This is a genomic window from Ruegeria sp. BG8 (assembly GCF_056538325.1).
The window spans coordinates 123,402-139,329 of the sequence record NZ_JBQFSZ010000011.1 but is presented as its reverse complement, the minus strand read 5'-3'; the positions used below and the strand labels follow the sequence as shown (position 1 = coordinate 139,329).

The following is a 15,928-nucleotide window of genomic DNA, read 5'->3' as shown; positions in this document are numbered from 1 at the left end:
CAACATGCGTCCCTGTCAAACTCAAATGATCACGCAAAAATCCAGACAATAACGTCCGACCCTCAACCTCACCGCTCACAGCTACGCCGTTCACAGTCATCGAAATCTTCATCAGATTTTCCTCCCTAGAATTCTCGGATCAACCACCAAATAGGCGCTTGAACCATCCTTTTTTCTCTTCCGGTGCCTCTGCTAACTGAGCGGGCTCGGGTTCCTTGGCCGGCGCTGCAGGTTCAGGTGTCGCAGCGGCCTCTGAAGGCTGCTGTTCCTCTTCGACGGCACTTTGGAAGTTTTCAAAGAATTGATCGGCCATCTTTTTCGCGACCCCGTCGATCACCCGACCGCCAAGTTGCGCCAGCTTTCCTCCGACACGGGCATCAACGTTGTACGTCAACAACGTCCCTTCCGGCACATCCGATAGCGTGACATCTGCAGCGCCTTTGGCAAATCCGGCGGCGCCGCCTTTGCCCTCGCCAGACAGTTTGACGCTTTCCTGAGACACCATGTCCGACAGCGTTACTGCGCCTTTGAACGTGGCCTTCACGGGGCCTACTTTTTGAACAACGGTGGCGTCGAACCCTTCCTCTGCTGTTCCGGACATCTCTTTGCATCCCGGCACACAGTCTTTCAGAACATCAGCAGATAGCAACGCGTCCCAAACTTTGGCGCGCGAAGCGGCGATGACGCGGCTGTCATGTAGCTCCATGTCACTCCCTCCAGTATTTTTGTTAAGCTAAGCGGTGTTATGCGCGCTGCCTATAAGACCTTGGGTGTAGTCAGCGCAGTTTCGGTGGCGAATGGGTCAGGCCATGGTCGGCGAAAATCTCGGCGATTCTGCCATCTTGCAAGGCCGCGTAAATAGCGTCGTCCACAGCATAGCTTAGACCGCGATAGGCGAAGTGAACGGCGACGCCGCTGGTCCAAGTGCTTACTGCGAAACCGGGTAGCGGTGGTGTATGAATCCCCAATTCCGATGTTAGTCCGGCTTCTAGTTGCGCGCGCGCGCCCATTGCGGCTTTCGTTTCTCCGGCCGCTAACGCTTGCATGGCTTCCTCAGCGGTGGGGAAACGGCGCATGTTCTGGGCAAGCTGACCCCCCGGAAAAGCAGACAGGTAAAAATCAGCGATCGAGTCGTTTTCAACCGCGACCGTATCGAACCTGAAATATGCGGGAATAGGGGGGTCCTCGGGGTATTCGTCAAGGCGAAAGGCGATCGCTATTTCTTCGTCATGGTACTGCCCGGTGAAGACGACTTGTTCCACGCGGCATGCAAATTCGCTGTCGTATGGTACATGCAGCATCACATTCGCCACGCGCCCGTTGATCAACGGACCTTTCCATATCCAGTTGCGAAGATCGGCTTCCAGGTCTTCGCCTGCTGCGACAAGATTGAAACGCGCGTCTACGCCAAGATCTGCGGCGATCAGTTTTCCGATCTCGATGTCGACACCTTGAATTTCGCCGTCCCGCTCAAAAGACCAGGGCGCAAAGTCTTCGTAAGCCGCGAATTCTATATAGCCGCGTTCGATGATCGTATCGAGGTCTGCGCCAACGATGTCCCGGCTGGTGTTTTGTGGCTTGGGTTGGGGCACATGATCTTCACACCGGGCCAGTGCCATTCCGGTTGAAAGGGTGGCGGCCAACAGGGAGAAAACGAAAAGGTGTCTGATCATGTGCCCCAGTCTGCCGCGCTATTGCGCAGCAGACAATCCGATCGTTAGTTGTTCTGCAGCTTCAGCGAAATTTGGTTCATCGCCTGAGATCAACACTGCGGCGCGCAACGCGACACTGTCGGCAACCGGAGCCCCGGAGCCGGTCTCGATGGTTTCGGCGATTTGCGTTAGCTCGGACTGCAACGCGTTAGCATCCCCGTCACCGCCTTCGGCCATTGCAGCCAGCAGATCGCGAATTTCCTTAAGGCGATCTGAATGGTCATCGAGTGCCCCGTCGTCAGGCCGGGTCTCAATATAGGTGCGGATGGCCCAAGCTGCTTTTTGTCCAAGCAGTTCACCAAATGCGGGCATCTTGGTGATACCGTTCTGCGTGTACCCTTCGCGGAACCGTTCGACATACCATTCATCGCCGTATTCCTCGGCCTCGAGGTATCGCAGATCGGGGGCCAAGCCACCAGACACCACTCCCAACCCGTGGCAGCGTGCGCAGTTCTGGTTATACCCAGAATCTCCGATTTCAATCGCGGCTTGCCAGACGTCTTCACCCTGGTCGCGATAGGGATTTTCGATCAGCCACTCGTCCCCTACATCGGGCAGAGCATCCGTGTTCACCGGCTGTGGGGCGACATCGCCATGGGCCAGCGCCATACCTGCGGCGGTGATGGTGCCTAAGACTGCACCATAAAAACCTAGACGCATCTTCTCCTCCTATACGATGCTTTCCCCGGTGATAACGCAGACAGAATCGGTTCGAAATTCGACCTTGGTTGCAGACGTCGCAGGGCTTGCGACTAAGGTCGAATGGCTTGTCGCGCACTGGGGCGGTTTTACTGTTCCTGCCTGGGAGGAGGCACAACTATGAAGATAATTTCGCGCGCGGTCGCGGCTCTTCTTCTGATGCCGGGTTTGGCTTGGGCTGATATCGGTATTTCAGTAACTTACCTGCAGCAGCAGGTCGACCATCCGCCGGTTTTGTCAAACCTCGATCCGGTGCCTGATGACCTGGGATATGCTGGGGCCGACCTCGCCCTTGCCGATAATCTGACAACCGCAAAATTCCTGGGTCATGACTATGAACTTACTGTGACGTCGGTGCCGCAAGACGGTGATTGGCTCGCCGCGGCACGACAAGCTTTGTCAGATAGCCCATATGTGATTCTGGATGCGCCAGCATCTGCGCAGCTGCAAGTGGCGGACCTGCCTGAGGCCGCAAACGCCATCTTATTCAATGTGTCTGCCCCGGACTTGGACCTGCGTGATCAAGAATGTCGAGCGAACCTGCTGCATACTTTACCGTCGCACGTGATGCGTTCTGACGCGTTGGTTCAGTTTCTGGTTAAACGTCGCTGGGATGATGTGGTTATGATTTCGGGGGAACACCCCGGTGATCAGGCTTTCGCTTCGGCCATGAAACGATCGCTTGCGAAATTCCGACTGGAACTACAGGCCGAAAAGACATGGACCTTTGACGCGGACCTTCGGCGGAACGCTGCGCAAGAAGTTCCTCTCTTCACGCAGGAGTTCGGCGATTACGATGTTCTGCTGGTCGCCGATGAATTGGATGACTTCGGTCGGTACATCGAATTCAATACGTGGGAAGCGCGCCCTGTTGCTGGATCCGAAGGTCTGCAGCCGGTTACGTGGTCGCGCGTTGTTGAGCAATGGGGCGCTGTTCAGATGCAAAACCGTTTTCAGGAAATGGCAGGCAGGGCGATGCGCCCCAGAGACTATGCAGCCTGGGCTGCCTACAGAACTCTGGGCGAAGCAGTAACCCGCACGCAGTCGGATGATCCGGACGTTTTGCGCGACTATATACTGTCTGATCAATTCGAACTGGCCGGCTTTAAGGGGCGAGCGATGAATTTCCGGCCATGGAACGGCCAATTGAGGCAACCGATCCCATTGGTCACAGATGGCGCAGTTGTCGCGATGGCACCGCTGGAGGGTTTCTTGCATCAACGCTCTGAACTGGACACGCTTGGCATTGATCAGGCGGAAAGCCAGTGTGGCGCTTTCAGGGAGTAATTGGAATGAGATTAACCGCCCTCTTGGGAACGATAGCGCTCTGCGCTCCGGCCTATGCAGATGAGATTTGGATTAGCAATGAAAAGGACGACACGCTAAGTGTGATCGACATCGAAACGCTTGAGGTCATCCGTACCATAGATACAGGTGAACGCCCTCGCGGGATCACATTCTCAAAAGACTATTCGGTGCTTTATATCTGTGCCTCTGACAGCGACGCGGTCCAAGTCATGGACCCCGAGACCGGAGAGATTTTGCACGATTTGCCATCGGGTGAAGACCCTGAACAGTTTGTTCTGCACCCAAACAACCGTCATCTTTATATAGCCAACGAAGATGACGCCATCACCACTGTTGTGGACACGGAAACCCGTCAGGTTATCGCGCAAATTGATGTCGGGATCGAGCCCGAGGGCATGGCGGTTTCTCCTGACGGGAAGATCGCAATCACGACCTCGGAAACGACCAATATGGCCCATTGGATCGACACCGAGACGCGCGAGCTTTTTGCGAATACCCTTGTCGACTCTCGCCCGCGTCATGCTGAGTTCGTCAAAGATGGAACCGAACTTTGGGTCAGTTCTGAGATTGGTGGCACGATCACGGTGTTTGACGTCGAAACACAGACCGAAAAAGCCAAGATCGAATTCGAAGTGGAAGGTGTCCACCCCGATCGAGTTCAGCCTGTTGGGTTTGAACTGTCCAACGGGGACGAAACCGCTTTTGTAGCACTCGGGCCGTCGAACCATATCGCGGCAGTCAACGCCGAGACGTACGAGGTTGAGGACTACATCCTAGTCGGTCGGCGCGTCTGGCATATGGATTTCAATGCGGACAAATCGTTGTTGTTCACCACGAATGGCGTGTCTGGTGATGTGACCGTTATTGACGTGGCCAAACGTGAGCCCATCAAAACAATCAAGGTCGGACGGTTCCCCTGGGGTGCAGCCTTCCGTCCGACAAACTAGAACAAAATAAGGAGATTTTAGATGAATCGCTTGATCCGTTTTGCGGCTGTGTTGGCAATGGCGCTGCCGACAGCAGCGCTTGCAGATGATGATGACAATGGTTTTGGATTGGCAGGAATTCTGTCCGCCAAGAATAAAGAGGATTTGCCGCCAATCACCTTGTCCGCCGGCGTGCCCCTGGCCGAAGCACCCTGGGAACTGAAGTCCGGCACCTATTACGAATTCGAAATCCAGGGCGACGGTAGTCAGGAACTGGCCATTGTAGGGCCCGAATTTTTCCGCGCTATCTGGGTGGACGAGATCGTCGTCGAAGGGCTGGAAATCCGCCCACTTGGGGTCGATTCAATTGAATTCGACGAAGCGGGAGAAATGGAAATAGGCTTTGTCGCGATCAAGCCGGGCAGTTACTATCTGAAAGTACCGGGAAGTACCGGCGAGACGCAGCGACTGGAGATTACCATTAAGTGACCGGGCTTTCTGTCCGCAATGTCAGCTACACCTATGGTGAAAAACGCGCCCTTGATGACGTGAGCTTTCATGTCCCGAACGGCGCGTTTTGCGCGTTGTTGGGGCCGAACGGGGCAGGAAAATCCACTCTTTTTTCTCTACTGACGCGCCTGTTCACGACCGCCGAGGGTACGATCGAGATCGCGGGTTTTGATATTTCAAAGAATCCGCGCCGTGCGCTGGCTCAGATCGGGGTAGTGTTTCAGCAACCCACTTTGGACTTGGATCTGACTGTACACCGCAACCTAAGTTATTTTGCGGCCTTGCATGGTTTGTCCGGCAAACAAGCAGAGACTCGGATAGCCGCCGCGTTAGAGCGCTTGGATATGGCTGAGCGCGCGCGTGAACGGACGCGCGATTTGAATGGCGGGCATCGGCGGCGATTGGAGATTGCGCGATGTCTGATTCATTCGCCTTCGGTTCTTTTGCTGGACGAACCCACCGTAGGTCTGGACGCTGCGGCCAGAAATTCCATAACCAAACATGTGCATGATCTGTCCTCGCAAGACGGGCTCACGGTTCTATGGGCCACCCATTTGACCGATGAGATAGAGCCTGACGACGACGTCGCCATTCTGCACAAAGGACGGATGCTCAAACGCGGCACATGCAATGAGATCACGCAGGGCGCACCATTGCAGCAGGTGTTTCTGTCGCTCACAGGAGCCGCAGCATGAAGGCCGCTCTGATCGCCTTGCGCGCCATTCTGATCCGAGAGGCGCTGAGGTTTGTCCGTCAACGCAGCCGGTTTATCGCGGCTTTGGTCCGCCCTCTGGTTTGGTTGATTGTGTTCGCAGCCGGATTTCGCGCTGCGCTGGGGCTGTCGATCACGCCGCCTTATCAGACCTACATCACTTACGAGATCTACATCGTCCCGGGACTGTGCGGGATGATTATGCTGTTCAATGGGATGCAAAGCTCGCTTGGGCTTGTGTATGACCGCGAAATGGGGTCGATGCGTTTGCTTTTGACCAGCCCCTTGCCGCGTTGGTGGTTGTTGTTTTGTCGCCTATTGGCCAGTACCGCGATCTCTGTCCTGCAAGTGTATAGCTTTCTTGCCGTGGCCGCTGTCTATGGGATTGATATGCCGTGGTACGGCTATCTGTTTGTTTTACCTGCGCTGATTGTCAGCGGCCTGATGCTGGGTGCGTTGGGGTTGGCGCTGTCATCGGCCATCAAGCAACTAGAGAACTTTGCCGGTGTGATGAACTTTGTCATCTTTCCAATGTTCTTTCTTTCGTCGGCGCTCTACCCGTTGTGGAAAATGGCCGAAAGCTCAGCCATTTTGCGCGACATTTGTGCGGCCAACCCATTTACGCACGCGGTCGAATTGATCCGGTTTGCACTTTACGGGCAGTTCAACGCGTCTGCGTTGGGTTGGACCATTCTTGCTGGTGCGGTGTTTCTCGCCCTTGCTGTTTGGGGCTACAATCCTGCGCGCGGTATGAAAAGACCCAGGGGATGATTGCGTCTACGACCATGGCAGACGTGAAAAACAGTCAGTGATGCGCTATGCTGTAATCTATCGGAGGGTTCTGACATGTTCCGCATGGCGTCATTTTTTCTGTTCATAGCGTCCGCTTCCTTGGCTCAAACGGTCGAGGATGAATTCGGCACGCTAAACCCACAGGATACGGGATGGGGCAAAGTCCTGAGCAATATCGAAAACGGTATTACCGACATGACGACCTGTGCGTCGGGGTATTACATGACGAAATCGGGTCGTCATGATTTGGCGCGCACTTTGTTCAATACCTGCGCCGAGGCGGGATATACCGGTGCGATGACCTGGATGGGTCAACTGGATAACAACGGTTTGGGCGGTCCCTATGACCCGGATGCCGCGGCTGCCTGGGATAAGCGCGCAGCGGATCTGGGCGATCCTGTCGGGAAGTTCAACTACGGTCTGAACCTATTGCGGGGCCACGGTGTTCCCAAGGACGAACAGCTTGGCCGCGCTTATGTGGACGAGGCTGCGCGCGAGGGGTTGAAGGTTGCCAAACGGTTGCAGGAATCGGGCTATGACCCAAACGAAGTCACGCCGGATGCAGACGAATGGAAATACGCGCCTTTGTTCTGACCTAAGCTTATTCTCGATTTTCTACGACCAAAGGATGAAGTCCGGCATCTGATTACTTGATGTGCGTCAAGCCGGTGCTCACGCCGCAGAAAGTATACTTCGACAAACGTTCGGAGGATCAAATGAAACACGTCATCCTAACCCTTGGCCTTGCAACCCTTGCCAGTTATGCCTCGCCTGTTTTGGCCCAATCCACATTCGATCGGGTCAAGGTAGAAGCGGGAGAGACGCTGTTTTTATCCGAATGCCGACGGTGTCATGCACAGGATGCAACGGATCCCAGCTATGGTCCGCCCTTGGACGGTGTCGTGGGACGTCGTGCCGGAACAGTGGATGGCTACACCTATTCCGAGGCGTTGGCCGGGTCGGGCATTGTTTGGACACCAGCTGCGTTGCGCGCCTGGATGGAGGACAATGATGGGTTCATGCCGGGAACCAAGATGCGACATGTGGGGATCGAAGATCGCACTGTGCAAGACTTTATTCTGGCTTACCTGAACAGTATTACCGAGTAAGCTGCTATTCGATTACGACCCGCGGAAGCCAATGGTTTTCCGGGTCGGATTCGTGGATATCAGCGGCAGAAACGGGTCTGAGATCACCCGCTTCGGGCGGGGCAGACAATAAGCCCATATCCATTTCATGAAGCGCCCCGACCAGACGATCTTCTTCAACCTGAAGGCGGTAATAAATACCGTTCCACATATCGATGCCATATTCGGTAGCGCCCTTGTGAATGAACAGAAGATCATATTCCAAATCGGTCAGATCGTCAGGGGAAACCTCGCGTCTTAGTTCGTAAGGGTAGGGGACATGGCACCATTGTTTTTCGGAACTTTCAAGACAACGAAAAGGGCGCATTGACAGAAAGTGTTCTGTGAAGGCGTCGCCGCTTAGATCGATTTCGTAAGCCACAGCTTCATTTTTCGGGCTGAAATTCACATTACCAATCAACGTTTTATCGCCCGACCCGTCCTGTAGAAAAATCTGTTTCGGCCCAAGCAAAGGGTCCGCATATGCGCAAAGGCCAGAGGCGATCAGGATCATGGTTGCCGCAAACTGTTTCATGGCAAACTCCAAAAAAAATTTGAACCAGCCTAGTTGAAATTCAATTTTGGCACCCTACGACCATTGTGCAATTTCACCGATCTTCCTGCCTGCGAATAATACACGTGCCAACACTCCCGACGTGTCGGGGATTCGGCGTTGAGGAGAGACACAAGTCTAGGGAGGACACCGATGAGCCGGTTTATTATCGCGGCGGTTGCAAGCGTTTTGGCGACGGGAGCAGCATACGCAGAAGTTACCGAAGACGATCTGGCCAATGACCAAACGATCACCACGCAGGTCGTGACAAACGGCATGGGTCGGCATTTGCAGCGCTATAGCCCGCTGGACATGCTCAACAAAGAAAACGTGGATAACCTGCTGCCGGCATGGGCGTTCAGCCTTGGCGGTGAAAAGCAGCGCGGTCAGGAAACCCAGCCGCTGATCTACGACGGAATGATGTACATTACCGGGTCTTATTCGCGCCTTTACGCAATTGACCTGAAGACTGGCAAAGAGGTCTGGCAATACGACGCACGTTTGCCCGAAGGCATTCTGCCGTGCTGTGACGTGGTCAACCGAGGTGCCGCGATCTATGGCGACAAGATCTTTTTCGGAACGCTGGACGCGCGCATCGTGGCGCTGGATCTGAAAACAGGTGACGTGGTCTGGCGGGACAAAATCGCGGATTACAAGGCCGGGTATTCATATACCGCGGCTCCGCTGATCGTGGACGGACTTGTCGTCACAGGCAACTCGGGCGGTGAATTCGGGATTGTCGGTGAAGTACAGGCGCGGAACGCAGATACAGGCGACATCGTCTGGACCCGTCCGGTCATCGAAGGCCACATGGGCACGCTGAACGGCGAAGAAAGCACCATGACAGGCGAGCTGAACGCGACATGGCCCGGCGACATGTGGAAAACCGGCGGCGGCGCAACTTGGTTGGGCGGCTCTTACGACGCAGACACCGACACGTTGGTATTTGGTGCGGGCAACCCGGCACCTTGGAACAGCTGGCTGCGGAACGCGGGCACGCCGACTGAGGGCAACAAAGGTGACAACCTTTATGCTGCAAGCCGCATCGGGATTGATCCCAAAACCGGCGATATCAAATGGCACTTCCAGACCACCCCGCGTGAGGGTTGGGACTATGATGGTGTGAATGAAGTGGTTGCCTACACCGATCGCGAGGGCAATCAACGGTTCGCGACCGCCGATCGGAACGGGTTCTTTTATGTTCTGAACCGTGAAGATGGTGCCTTTGTATCAGCCAGCCCTTTCGTCAAGGACATTACATGGGCCGAAGGCGTGGATGAGACAGGTCGCCCGATCTTTGTCGAAAACAACCGCCCGGGTGACCCAACTGCGGCAGCCGATGGTAAGAAAGGTGAAGTGATCTTTGCGTCGCCTTCCTTCTTGGGTGGGAAGAACTGGATGCCAATGGCGTTCTCGCCCAAAACCGGTAATTTCTATGTGCCGTCGAACGAATGGGGCATGGATATCTGGAACGAGCCGATCACCTACAAGAAAGGTGCCGCTTATCTGGGCGCGGGCTTTACCATCAAGCCAAACTACGAAGACCATATCGGCTCTCTCAAAGCCATTGACCCGGATACGGGCGAATGGAAATGGGAATACAAGAACGACGCACCGCTTTGGTCAGGTGTTATGACAACGGCTGGTGGTCTGGTGTTCTTTGGCACCCCAGAAGGTGAGTTTATCGCGCTGGATGACGAAACCGGTGAGAAACTGTGGTCTTTCCAGACTGGGTCCGGCATCGTCGGTCAACCAGTTACATGGGAACAGGACGGCGAACAGTACGTCTCGGTGATTTCGGGCTGGGGTGGTGCTGTTCCACTGTGGGGCGGCGAAGTGGCCAAGAAGGTCAATTACCTCAACCAGGGTGGTACCTTGTGGACCTTCCGGTTGCCGAAAGAGCTGGCCTCGGCCAACTGATCTGAACCTGGAAACCTCTGAACGCGCGTCCTTTTGGGCGCGCGTTTTCGTTTATACGACTTTCCGACAGTAGGCGCGCTTCCATTCCCTTGCTAGGCTTCGTTAGGTTGGGGCGAATAATTGCAAAGGCCATTACCAATGCTTGCAAATGCCGTCGGGCGAAATGATTTCGAAAACGTGTTGATCGTCGATGATCACCCACTGTTCTGTGACGCGTTGTCGATGACGCTGAGGTCAGTCACGCATATCGGCGAGATTCACACGGCGGACAGGTTGGAGGATGCGCTTGAGCGTATTTCCGGCGGCTTGAAACCGGATGCGATCATGCTGGACCTTAACCTTCCCGACGTGGATGGTCTGGATGGGTTGGTCCGTCTGAAAACCATTGCGGATGCGCCGGTGATCGTTGTGTCATCCATAACAGACAATCGTATGATTAGTCAGGTGATCCATGCCGGGGCCTCGGGCTATGTTCCGAAGCATAGCCAGCGGGATGTTTTCCGGACAGCGTTTGAAACCGTTCAGGCAGGGGATGTGTTTCTGCCGGACGGGTGTGTTTTGATCGAATCCGATGAAGAAGATGAACAGCAAGACGCAATCGCGCGTCTTGCGACGCTGACCAACCAGCAAGCGCGCATTCTGCAACTGATCTGCGAGGGCAAGCTGAACAAGCAGATCGCCTATGATTTGACGATTGCCGAAACAACGGTCAAGGCTCATGTAACGGCGATCATGCGGAAACTTGGCGTACAAAGCCGGACGCAGGCTGTTTTGATTGCCAAGAAAGCGTCCTTTGCCAGCGTCTTGCAAGATTCGGGCTAAGCTGCATACTCTCCTAAATCGTCGCGCTTTAGGGAGGAGGCACGATGGACCAAGCCGTCGGGTGGGCACCGGCCAGTGCCGTTGCGCCAGGTATTGTAAAAACGGCTTTTGTAAGACATGACGCGGATGACGCGGTCATGGATCTTGCACGCGCATTGGGTGAGGACGCAATGGCGCTCGTCGTCCTGTTTGTCAGCGCCTGTGCGGATGCTGCACAGGTCATCGAACAAGCGACGTCGGTGCTTGCACCAACACCGGTTGTTGGGTGTACGACTGCAGGTGAGTTAACCGGTCAGGGTTACACCGAGGATCAGATCGTTGCGATCGGTCTGCCTGCATCTCATTTTTTGGCGCGCACGGTTTTCGTGCCAGACCTGAATAATTTCTCGGCGCCGGACCTCATTCATGAGATGATCCACAACCGAAACGAGATGACTTTGGCAGCCCCGGACTGGCACCATGAGTTTACCTTCTTGCTGATCGACGGGCTATCGACGAAAGAGGATGCCCTGACCTCCGAACTGGCTGTAGGATTGGGACCAGTTCCGCTGTTCGGGGGGTCGGCCGGGGACGGGACCCGTTTTGAACAAACATATGTCTTGCATGATGGGCAGGCCTTGGAAAATGCTGCGATCTTGACGCAGGTTCGTACGCGGTGTCCGATCAAGGTGTTCAAGACCGACCACCTTATTCCAACGGTACAACGCATGGTCGTTACCAAGGCCGATCCCGCCAGACGAATTGTACACGAGATAAACGCTGAACCTGCCGCGCGTGAATACGCAAGAATCCTGGGCAAAGATCCTGAGCAATTGACGCCTTTCACATTCGCCGCTCATCCGGTTGTCGTTCAAATTGGTGGTCAGCACCATGTGCGCGCCATTCAACGTGTAGACGGAAACGGTGATCTTGTCTTCTTTTCGGCGATAGATGAGGGGCTTGTTCTTACTCTGGCGGAACCCTTGGATATGGTAACGCATCTGGATCGCGAGGTCGGTGCTCTGGCAGAGAAAGTGCAGCCCGATGCGATACTTGGATGTGATTGTATCTTGCGCCGGTTGGAGGCGCAGGAAAAGCAGATGACCGGTGCGTTGTCTAAAATCCTGTCGGACAATCGGGTTGTCGGGTTTTCAACCTATGGCGAGCAGTTCAACTCGATCCACGTCAACCAAACGCTGACCGGGGTGGCCATTTACCCTCCGGACGAGGCATCGCATGATTGAAGCCTTGATCAACCCCAATGATCCTCTGGATCGGCAAAACGAAAAGCTGCTGAAAATTGCCGAAGCATTGATGCGAAGGGTTGAAGAATCCACCGATGCAAGCGGGGCTGCCTATGCCCAATTTCAAAGAGCTGCCGTGCTGGAACAAGAGGTTCGGTCCAGAACACTTGAACTGGAACATGCGCTTGAATTGCTCAACGATTCCAATGCCAGACTTGCGCAAGCCAATCAGGAAACCGAAGCCGCCCGAGCGGACTTGGCAAACGCGATTGAGACGGTTCAGGAAGGGTTTGCTCTTTTTAACCTCGATGAGGAGCTGGTCTTGTGCAACAGCCGTTTTGGCATGCACATGCCGGACATCCAAAGCCGTCTAACGCCCGGGCTAAGATTCACGCAATACGTTGAACTGGTTAGTCAATCCAAGTTCCTGTCTTTGCCTGAAACCGTCTCTCCGCAGGATTGGGCCCGTCGACGGATGGCCCGGCATGCAGATGATCACGTTGTCTTTAACGTACGGCTGAATGGTAATCGTTGGACGCAGGTTTCAGAACATCGCACCCCGGATGGTGGCACTGTCATTCTTCAGACTGACGTCACTGACATCATGCGCGTCGAGCGTCAGGAGCGGGATCGAATCCTGGACGATCAAGCCCGGCTGATCCGCGCCACACTCGAACATATCGACCAAGGTGTGTGCATTTTTGACAGCAAGTTACGTCTGATTGGTTGGAACAACAGGGCCAGCGAGTTGTTGGCCATTCCAAACGCTCAATTCCAGATGGGTGCGCAGTTCAAGACGCTATTCAACCGCCTGAGTTCGACAATTCGGTTCGAAGGTGGCGTCAACGATGCCGACTTGCTTGCATGGGTAAACCGAACGGCCGAACGGCCGCCGTTGCGATTTCAGATGCACAGTGGGCGCATGAAAATCCTGTCTGTTTTTGCCCAGGAAATGGCTGACCGAGGGTTCGTGATTTCTTTCTCGGATGTGACTGCGGAAAGACAATCCGCGCAGGCCTTATACGAAGCGAAAGCGCTGCTGGAACAAAGAGTGGCCGCCCGAACGGAAGAGCTTGCAGATGCGCTGAACGAAGCCGAACGCGCCAACGCGTCAAAGTCCCGTTTCGTCGCTGCAGCCAGCCATGATCTGCTGCAACCTTTGTCAGCAGCGAAGCTATACGTCGCGACGCTTGGCAGCGGTTTGGATGAAACTGACGCCCGCAATGTCGCGGCCAAGGCTGAAAGCGCACTCAGCAGTGTAGAACACATACTCGAGGCGCTACTGGATATTTCAAAACTGGATTCAGGACGCGCCAAGGTCCACCTTTCGACCCTGCCTATTGGGAAATTGCTGTCGCAGTTGGAAGATTCTTTTCGCCCTGTCGCGCAGGCAAAAGGGCTTGAGTTGCGGATTGTTCAATCTGGTCTGCAAGTATCCAGCGACGCCAGCTATTTGCGACGTATCCTGCAAAACCTTTTGTCGAACGCGATCCGCTACACCGAGGCGGGAAAAGTGGTTGTCGGGGTGCGTCGGCGCGGGGCTTCGGTCGCTGTTGAGGTTTGGGATACCGGCATCGGAATTGCTGCAGATCAACGGGACATCGTATTCCAGGAATTCCAACGTTTACATGCTGACGCCAGCGCTGCCGAGGGCATGGGCCTTGGTTTGGCCATCGTTGAACGCGCATGCGGGCTATTGAAGCACCCAATAAACTTGCGGTCTGAGGTCGGGAAGGGCTCGGTCTTTTCGGTTGAAATCCCATTGGCCAAGGCGATCAGCGCTGGGTTAGACAAACCGCTGCAACGCAAGCCGGCAGAGCTCAAGACGCTTAGTAGTACGGTCGCGTTGTTGATAGAGAACGACGAAAACCTGAGAACGGCTTTGACAATGACAATCGAAGCCTGGGGTGTACAGGTCTTGGAATGTGAAAGCGAAGCCGAAGCGATTAACTTGCTGCGTGAAATCGGTATCTTACCCGATATCATAGTCGCCGATTATCAGCTTAATCACGATATGACAGGGTTGGGTGCAATACACGCGTTACGGCAGGAATTCGGCAACTTGCCAGCCTGCGTTATCTCGGCCAACCGGTCGCCTGAATTGACGAAGCAATGTAAAAAAATGGGGCTTCCGCTGTTGCGAAAACCCATTGATGCGCAAAGTCTAAAAGCCGTTTTCGAAACTGCGCTTGCGGACGAACCGGCTGCTTAAACCGAACTGGTTTCGGGCGGGCAGAACAACGATGCTCTGCCCGCTGATTTGATCTAACCATACACCAGATTTGGCAGCCACGTGACGACCCACGGAAACAGCATACAAATCACAAGGCCGACGATCTGCAGGAAAAGGAATGGCAGAGCGGCTTTGAAGATGTCTGTCATCGGTATCGACGGCGGAGCGACACCGCGCAAGTAGAACAATGCATATCCAAAGGGTGGCGAAAGGAAGCTCATCTGCATGTTAACGAGGTAGAGCACGCCGAACCACAACACCAGATCGTTGGGATCGTCAAAGCCAAATGCGGCTGCACCCAAGGCTTTGATAATCGGGACAAAGATAGGCACACACAATAGCAAAATGCCGACCCAATCAAGGAACATCCCCAGCACGACCAGCAGGATTTGCATTACGATCAGAATACCCCATGGGCCCAGACCCGCGCCCTGCATCGTCTCTTGCACGAATTGCTGACCGCCTTCCAGAACGTAGAGCCCCACAAAGATCGTCGCACCAAACATGATCCAGATCACCATGGCCGAAGCTTTGAGTGTTGTCAGACATGCCTCGCGCACTGTGGGCCAATCCAATTTGTTGTGGATCGCAGCAACGATGAAGGCCCCAAAGGTGCCGATGCCCGCAGCCTCGACCGGAGTAGCAACACCCGAAAAGATCACGCCAAGAACGATGATGATTAGCGCGATAGGGGCGGACATCTTGCCCAGCAAACGCATCTTTTCGCGGTTCGAGATACGCTCATCCACCGGGATTGGCGGGCCAAGCACGGGGTTTATGTACGACCGCACGACCACGTAGATGATGTACATGCCCGACAACATCAGGCCCGGAATAACCGCGCCGATGAAAAGCTCACCCACCGATTGTTCGGCGACCACGGCATAGATAATGGCCAGAATGGACGGTGGGATCAGAATACCCAGCGTACCCCCGGCCATGATCGAACCCATAGCGATCTTGGTGTCGTAGCCGCGTTTCAACATCGCAGGCAGTGCGATAATACCCATGGTGACCACCGCCGCACCGATTACGCCAACCATGGCCGCCAGAACGGTCGACGCCAGAATGGTTGCGGCCGCCAATCCACCTTTCAGACCGCCCAGAACCTTGTAGATCACATCGAACATGTCGTTGATGATCCCGGCTCTCTCGAGCATCGCGGCCATAAATATGAATAGGGGGATTGCCGATAGCTGATAGTTCGTCATCAGCGGGAAAATGCGGCTTGGCACGATATTAAGCGCCCGCGCATCACCCAATATGAACAGGAATACACAAGCCAGGCCACCGGTAACAAAGGCAAGCGGCAAGCCTGCCATCAGCAGGACCAGCAACGATCCAAACATTACGAGCGTCAACAGCTCGATGGACATATCCAGACCCATCGG

General features: G+C 54.8%; 16 protein-coding genes and 1 pseudogene. 11 read left to right on the top strand and 6 right to left on the bottom strand.

Annotated features, from left to right (window positions below; all coding sequences use genetic code 11):
* From ACR0DG_RS18595 to pedF, 4 genes and pseudogenes are all read right to left on the bottom strand, one after another.
* Positions 1 to 112 (bottom strand): annotated as a pseudogene (locus ACR0DG_RS18595) ((2Fe-2S)-binding protein); the annotation flags it as partial.
* Between the two features lie 27 nt (positions 113 to 139).
* Positions 140 to 706 (bottom strand): SRPBCC family protein, encoded by a 567-nt coding sequence (locus ACR0DG_RS18590; protein ID WP_480699859.1) that lies wholly within the window; start codon positions 704 to 706, stop codon positions 140 to 142.
* Between the two features lie 70 nt (positions 707 to 776).
* Positions 777 to 1,673, bottom strand: coding sequence for a substrate-binding periplasmic protein (locus ACR0DG_RS18585; RefSeq protein WP_480699858.1), 897 nt, complete (start codon positions 1,671 to 1,673; stop codon positions 777 to 779).
* A gap of 18 nt (positions 1,674 to 1,691) precedes the next feature.
* Entirely contained in the window at positions 1,692 to 2,372 is a 681-nt protein-coding gene (gene pedF / locus ACR0DG_RS18580; protein WP_480699857.1) for a cytochrome c-550 PedF, read from the bottom strand.
* A 159-nt stretch (positions 2,373 to 2,531) separates the two neighbouring features.
* Between pedF and ACR0DG_RS18575 the strand changes: the two genes are divergently transcribed.
* The 7 genes from ACR0DG_RS18575 to ACR0DG_RS18545 all read left to right on the top strand — a co-directional run bounded on the left by ACR0DG_RS18575 (position 2,532) and on the right by ACR0DG_RS18545 (position 7,768).
* Positions 2,532 to 3,698, top strand: coding sequence for an ABC transporter substrate-binding protein (locus ACR0DG_RS18575; protein WP_480699856.1), 1,167 nt, complete (start codon positions 2,532 to 2,534; stop codon positions 3,696 to 3,698).
* A gap of 5 nt (positions 3,699 to 3,703) precedes the next feature.
* On the top strand, positions 3,704 to 4,666 hold the full coding sequence (locus ACR0DG_RS18570; RefSeq protein WP_480699855.1) for a YVTN family beta-propeller repeat protein: 963 nt from the start codon (positions 3,704 to 3,706) through the stop codon (positions 4,664 to 4,666).
* A gap of 21 nt (positions 4,667 to 4,687) precedes the next feature.
* Positions 4,688 to 5,134, top strand: a complete 447-nt coding sequence (locus tag ACR0DG_RS18565; protein WP_480699854.1) for a cupredoxin domain-containing protein — start codon at positions 4,688 to 4,690, stop codon at positions 5,132 to 5,134.
* Complete coding sequence (locus tag ACR0DG_RS18560; RefSeq protein WP_480699853.1) at positions 5,131 to 5,850, top strand: ABC transporter ATP-binding protein; 720 nt, start codon at positions 5,131 to 5,133, stop codon at positions 5,848 to 5,850. The genes ACR0DG_RS18565 and ACR0DG_RS18560 overlap by 4 nt, the downstream gene beginning before the upstream one ends.
* Complete coding sequence (locus tag ACR0DG_RS18555) at positions 5,847 to 6,638, top strand: ABC transporter permease (RefSeq protein ID WP_480699852.1); 792 nt, start codon at positions 5,847 to 5,849, stop codon at positions 6,636 to 6,638. Before ACR0DG_RS18560 ends, ACR0DG_RS18555 begins: the two co-directional genes overlap by 4 nt.
* A 75-nt stretch (positions 6,639 to 6,713) precedes the next feature.
* Positions 6,714 to 7,253 carry an SEL1-like repeat protein gene (locus tag ACR0DG_RS18550; RefSeq protein WP_480699851.1) on the top strand — a complete coding sequence of 180 codons (540 nt, stop codon included), beginning with the start codon at positions 6,714 to 6,716 and terminating at the stop codon, positions 7,251 to 7,253.
* Between the two features lie 122 nt (positions 7,254 to 7,375).
* Positions 7,376 to 7,768 (top strand): c-type cytochrome, encoded by a 393-nt coding sequence (locus tag ACR0DG_RS18545; protein WP_480699850.1) that lies wholly within the window; start codon positions 7,376 to 7,378, stop codon positions 7,766 to 7,768.
* 4 nt (positions 7,769 to 7,772) lie between these two features.
* Here the strand turns inward: ACR0DG_RS18545 and ACR0DG_RS18540 are convergent, their stop codons facing one another.
* On the bottom strand, positions 7,773 to 8,321 hold the full coding sequence (locus ACR0DG_RS18540) for a hypothetical protein (protein WP_480699849.1): 549 nt from the start codon (positions 8,319 to 8,321) through the stop codon (positions 7,773 to 7,775).
* Between the two features lie 171 nt (positions 8,322 to 8,492).
* Here ACR0DG_RS18540 and ACR0DG_RS18535 point away from each other — a divergent pair, with 171 nt between their 5' ends.
* The 4 genes from ACR0DG_RS18535 to ACR0DG_RS18520 all read left to right on the top strand — a co-directional run bounded on the left by ACR0DG_RS18535 (position 8,493) and on the right by ACR0DG_RS18520 (position 14,516).
* On the top strand, positions 8,493 to 10,259 hold the full coding sequence (locus ACR0DG_RS18535) for a PQQ-dependent methanol/ethanol family dehydrogenase (protein ID WP_480699848.1): 1,767 nt from the start codon (positions 8,493 to 8,495) through the stop codon (positions 10,257 to 10,259).
* 138 nt (positions 10,260 to 10,397) lie between these two features.
* Positions 10,398 to 11,081, top strand: a complete 684-nt coding sequence (locus tag ACR0DG_RS18530; RefSeq protein WP_480699847.1) for a response regulator — start codon at positions 10,398 to 10,400, stop codon at positions 11,079 to 11,081.
* Between the two features lie 44 nt (positions 11,082 to 11,125).
* Positions 11,126 to 12,304, top strand: coding sequence for an FIST N-terminal domain-containing protein (locus tag ACR0DG_RS18525; RefSeq protein WP_480699846.1), 1,179 nt, complete (start codon positions 11,126 to 11,128; stop codon positions 12,302 to 12,304).
* Positions 12,297 to 14,516: a hybrid sensor histidine kinase/response regulator gene (locus tag ACR0DG_RS18520; RefSeq protein ID WP_480699845.1), complete on the top strand. Its 2,220-nt coding sequence runs from the start codon at positions 12,297 to 12,299 to the stop codon at positions 14,514 to 14,516. Before ACR0DG_RS18525 ends, ACR0DG_RS18520 begins: the two co-directional genes overlap by 8 nt.
* Before the next feature lie 53 nt (positions 14,517 to 14,569).
* On the opposite strand, the gene ACR0DG_RS18515 is transcribed toward ACR0DG_RS18520, so the two are convergent.
* Positions 14,570 to 15,925: a TRAP transporter large permease gene (locus ACR0DG_RS18515; protein WP_480699844.1), complete on the bottom strand. Its 1,356-nt coding sequence runs from the start codon at positions 15,923 to 15,925 to the stop codon at positions 14,570 to 14,572.
* Between the last annotated feature and the right edge of the window lie 3 nt (positions 15,926 to 15,928).

Coding starts and splice junctions, on each gene's coding strand:
- ACR0DG_RS18590 (WP_480699859.1), bottom strand. CDS start 706: ATGGAGCTACATGACAGCCGCGTCATCGCCGCTTCGCGCGCCAAAGTT.
- ACR0DG_RS18585 (WP_480699858.1), bottom strand. CDS start 1,673: ATGATCAGACACCTTTTCGTTTTCTCCCTGTTGGCCGCCACCCTTTCA.
- pedF (WP_480699857.1), bottom strand. CDS start 2,372: ATGCGTCTAGGTTTTTATGGTGCAGTCTTAGGCACCATCACCGCCGCA.
- ACR0DG_RS18575 (WP_480699856.1), top strand. CDS start 2,532: ATGAAGATAATTTCGCGCGCGGTCGCGGCTCTTCTTCTGATGCCGGGT.
- ACR0DG_RS18570 (WP_480699855.1), top strand. CDS start 3,704: ATGAGATTAACCGCCCTCTTGGGAACGATAGCGCTCTGCGCTCCGGCC.
- ACR0DG_RS18565 (WP_480699854.1), top strand. CDS start 4,688: ATGAATCGCTTGATCCGTTTTGCGGCTGTGTTGGCAATGGCGCTGCCG.
- ACR0DG_RS18555 (WP_480699852.1), top strand. CDS start 5,847: ATGAAGGCCGCTCTGATCGCCTTGCGCGCCATTCTGATCCGAGAGGCG.
- ACR0DG_RS18550 (WP_480699851.1), top strand. CDS start 6,714: ATGTTCCGCATGGCGTCATTTTTTCTGTTCATAGCGTCCGCTTCCTTG.
- ACR0DG_RS18545 (WP_480699850.1), top strand. CDS start 7,376: ATGAAACACGTCATCCTAACCCTTGGCCTTGCAACCCTTGCCAGTTAT.
- ACR0DG_RS18540 (WP_480699849.1), bottom strand. CDS start 8,321: ATGAAACAGTTTGCGGCAACCATGATCCTGATCGCCTCTGGCCTTTGC.
- ACR0DG_RS18535 (WP_480699848.1), top strand. CDS start 8,493: ATGAGCCGGTTTATTATCGCGGCGGTTGCAAGCGTTTTGGCGACGGGA.
- ACR0DG_RS18530 (WP_480699847.1), top strand. CDS start 10,398: ATGCTTGCAAATGCCGTCGGGCGAAATGATTTCGAAAACGTGTTGATC.
- ACR0DG_RS18525 (WP_480699846.1), top strand. CDS start 11,126: ATGGACCAAGCCGTCGGGTGGGCACCGGCCAGTGCCGTTGCGCCAGGT.
- ACR0DG_RS18520 (WP_480699845.1), top strand. CDS start 12,297: ATGATTGAAGCCTTGATCAACCCCAATGATCCTCTGGATCGGCAAAAC.
- ACR0DG_RS18515 (WP_480699844.1), bottom strand. CDS start 15,925: ATGGGTCTGGATATGTCCATCGAGCTGTTGACGCTCGTAATGTTTGGA.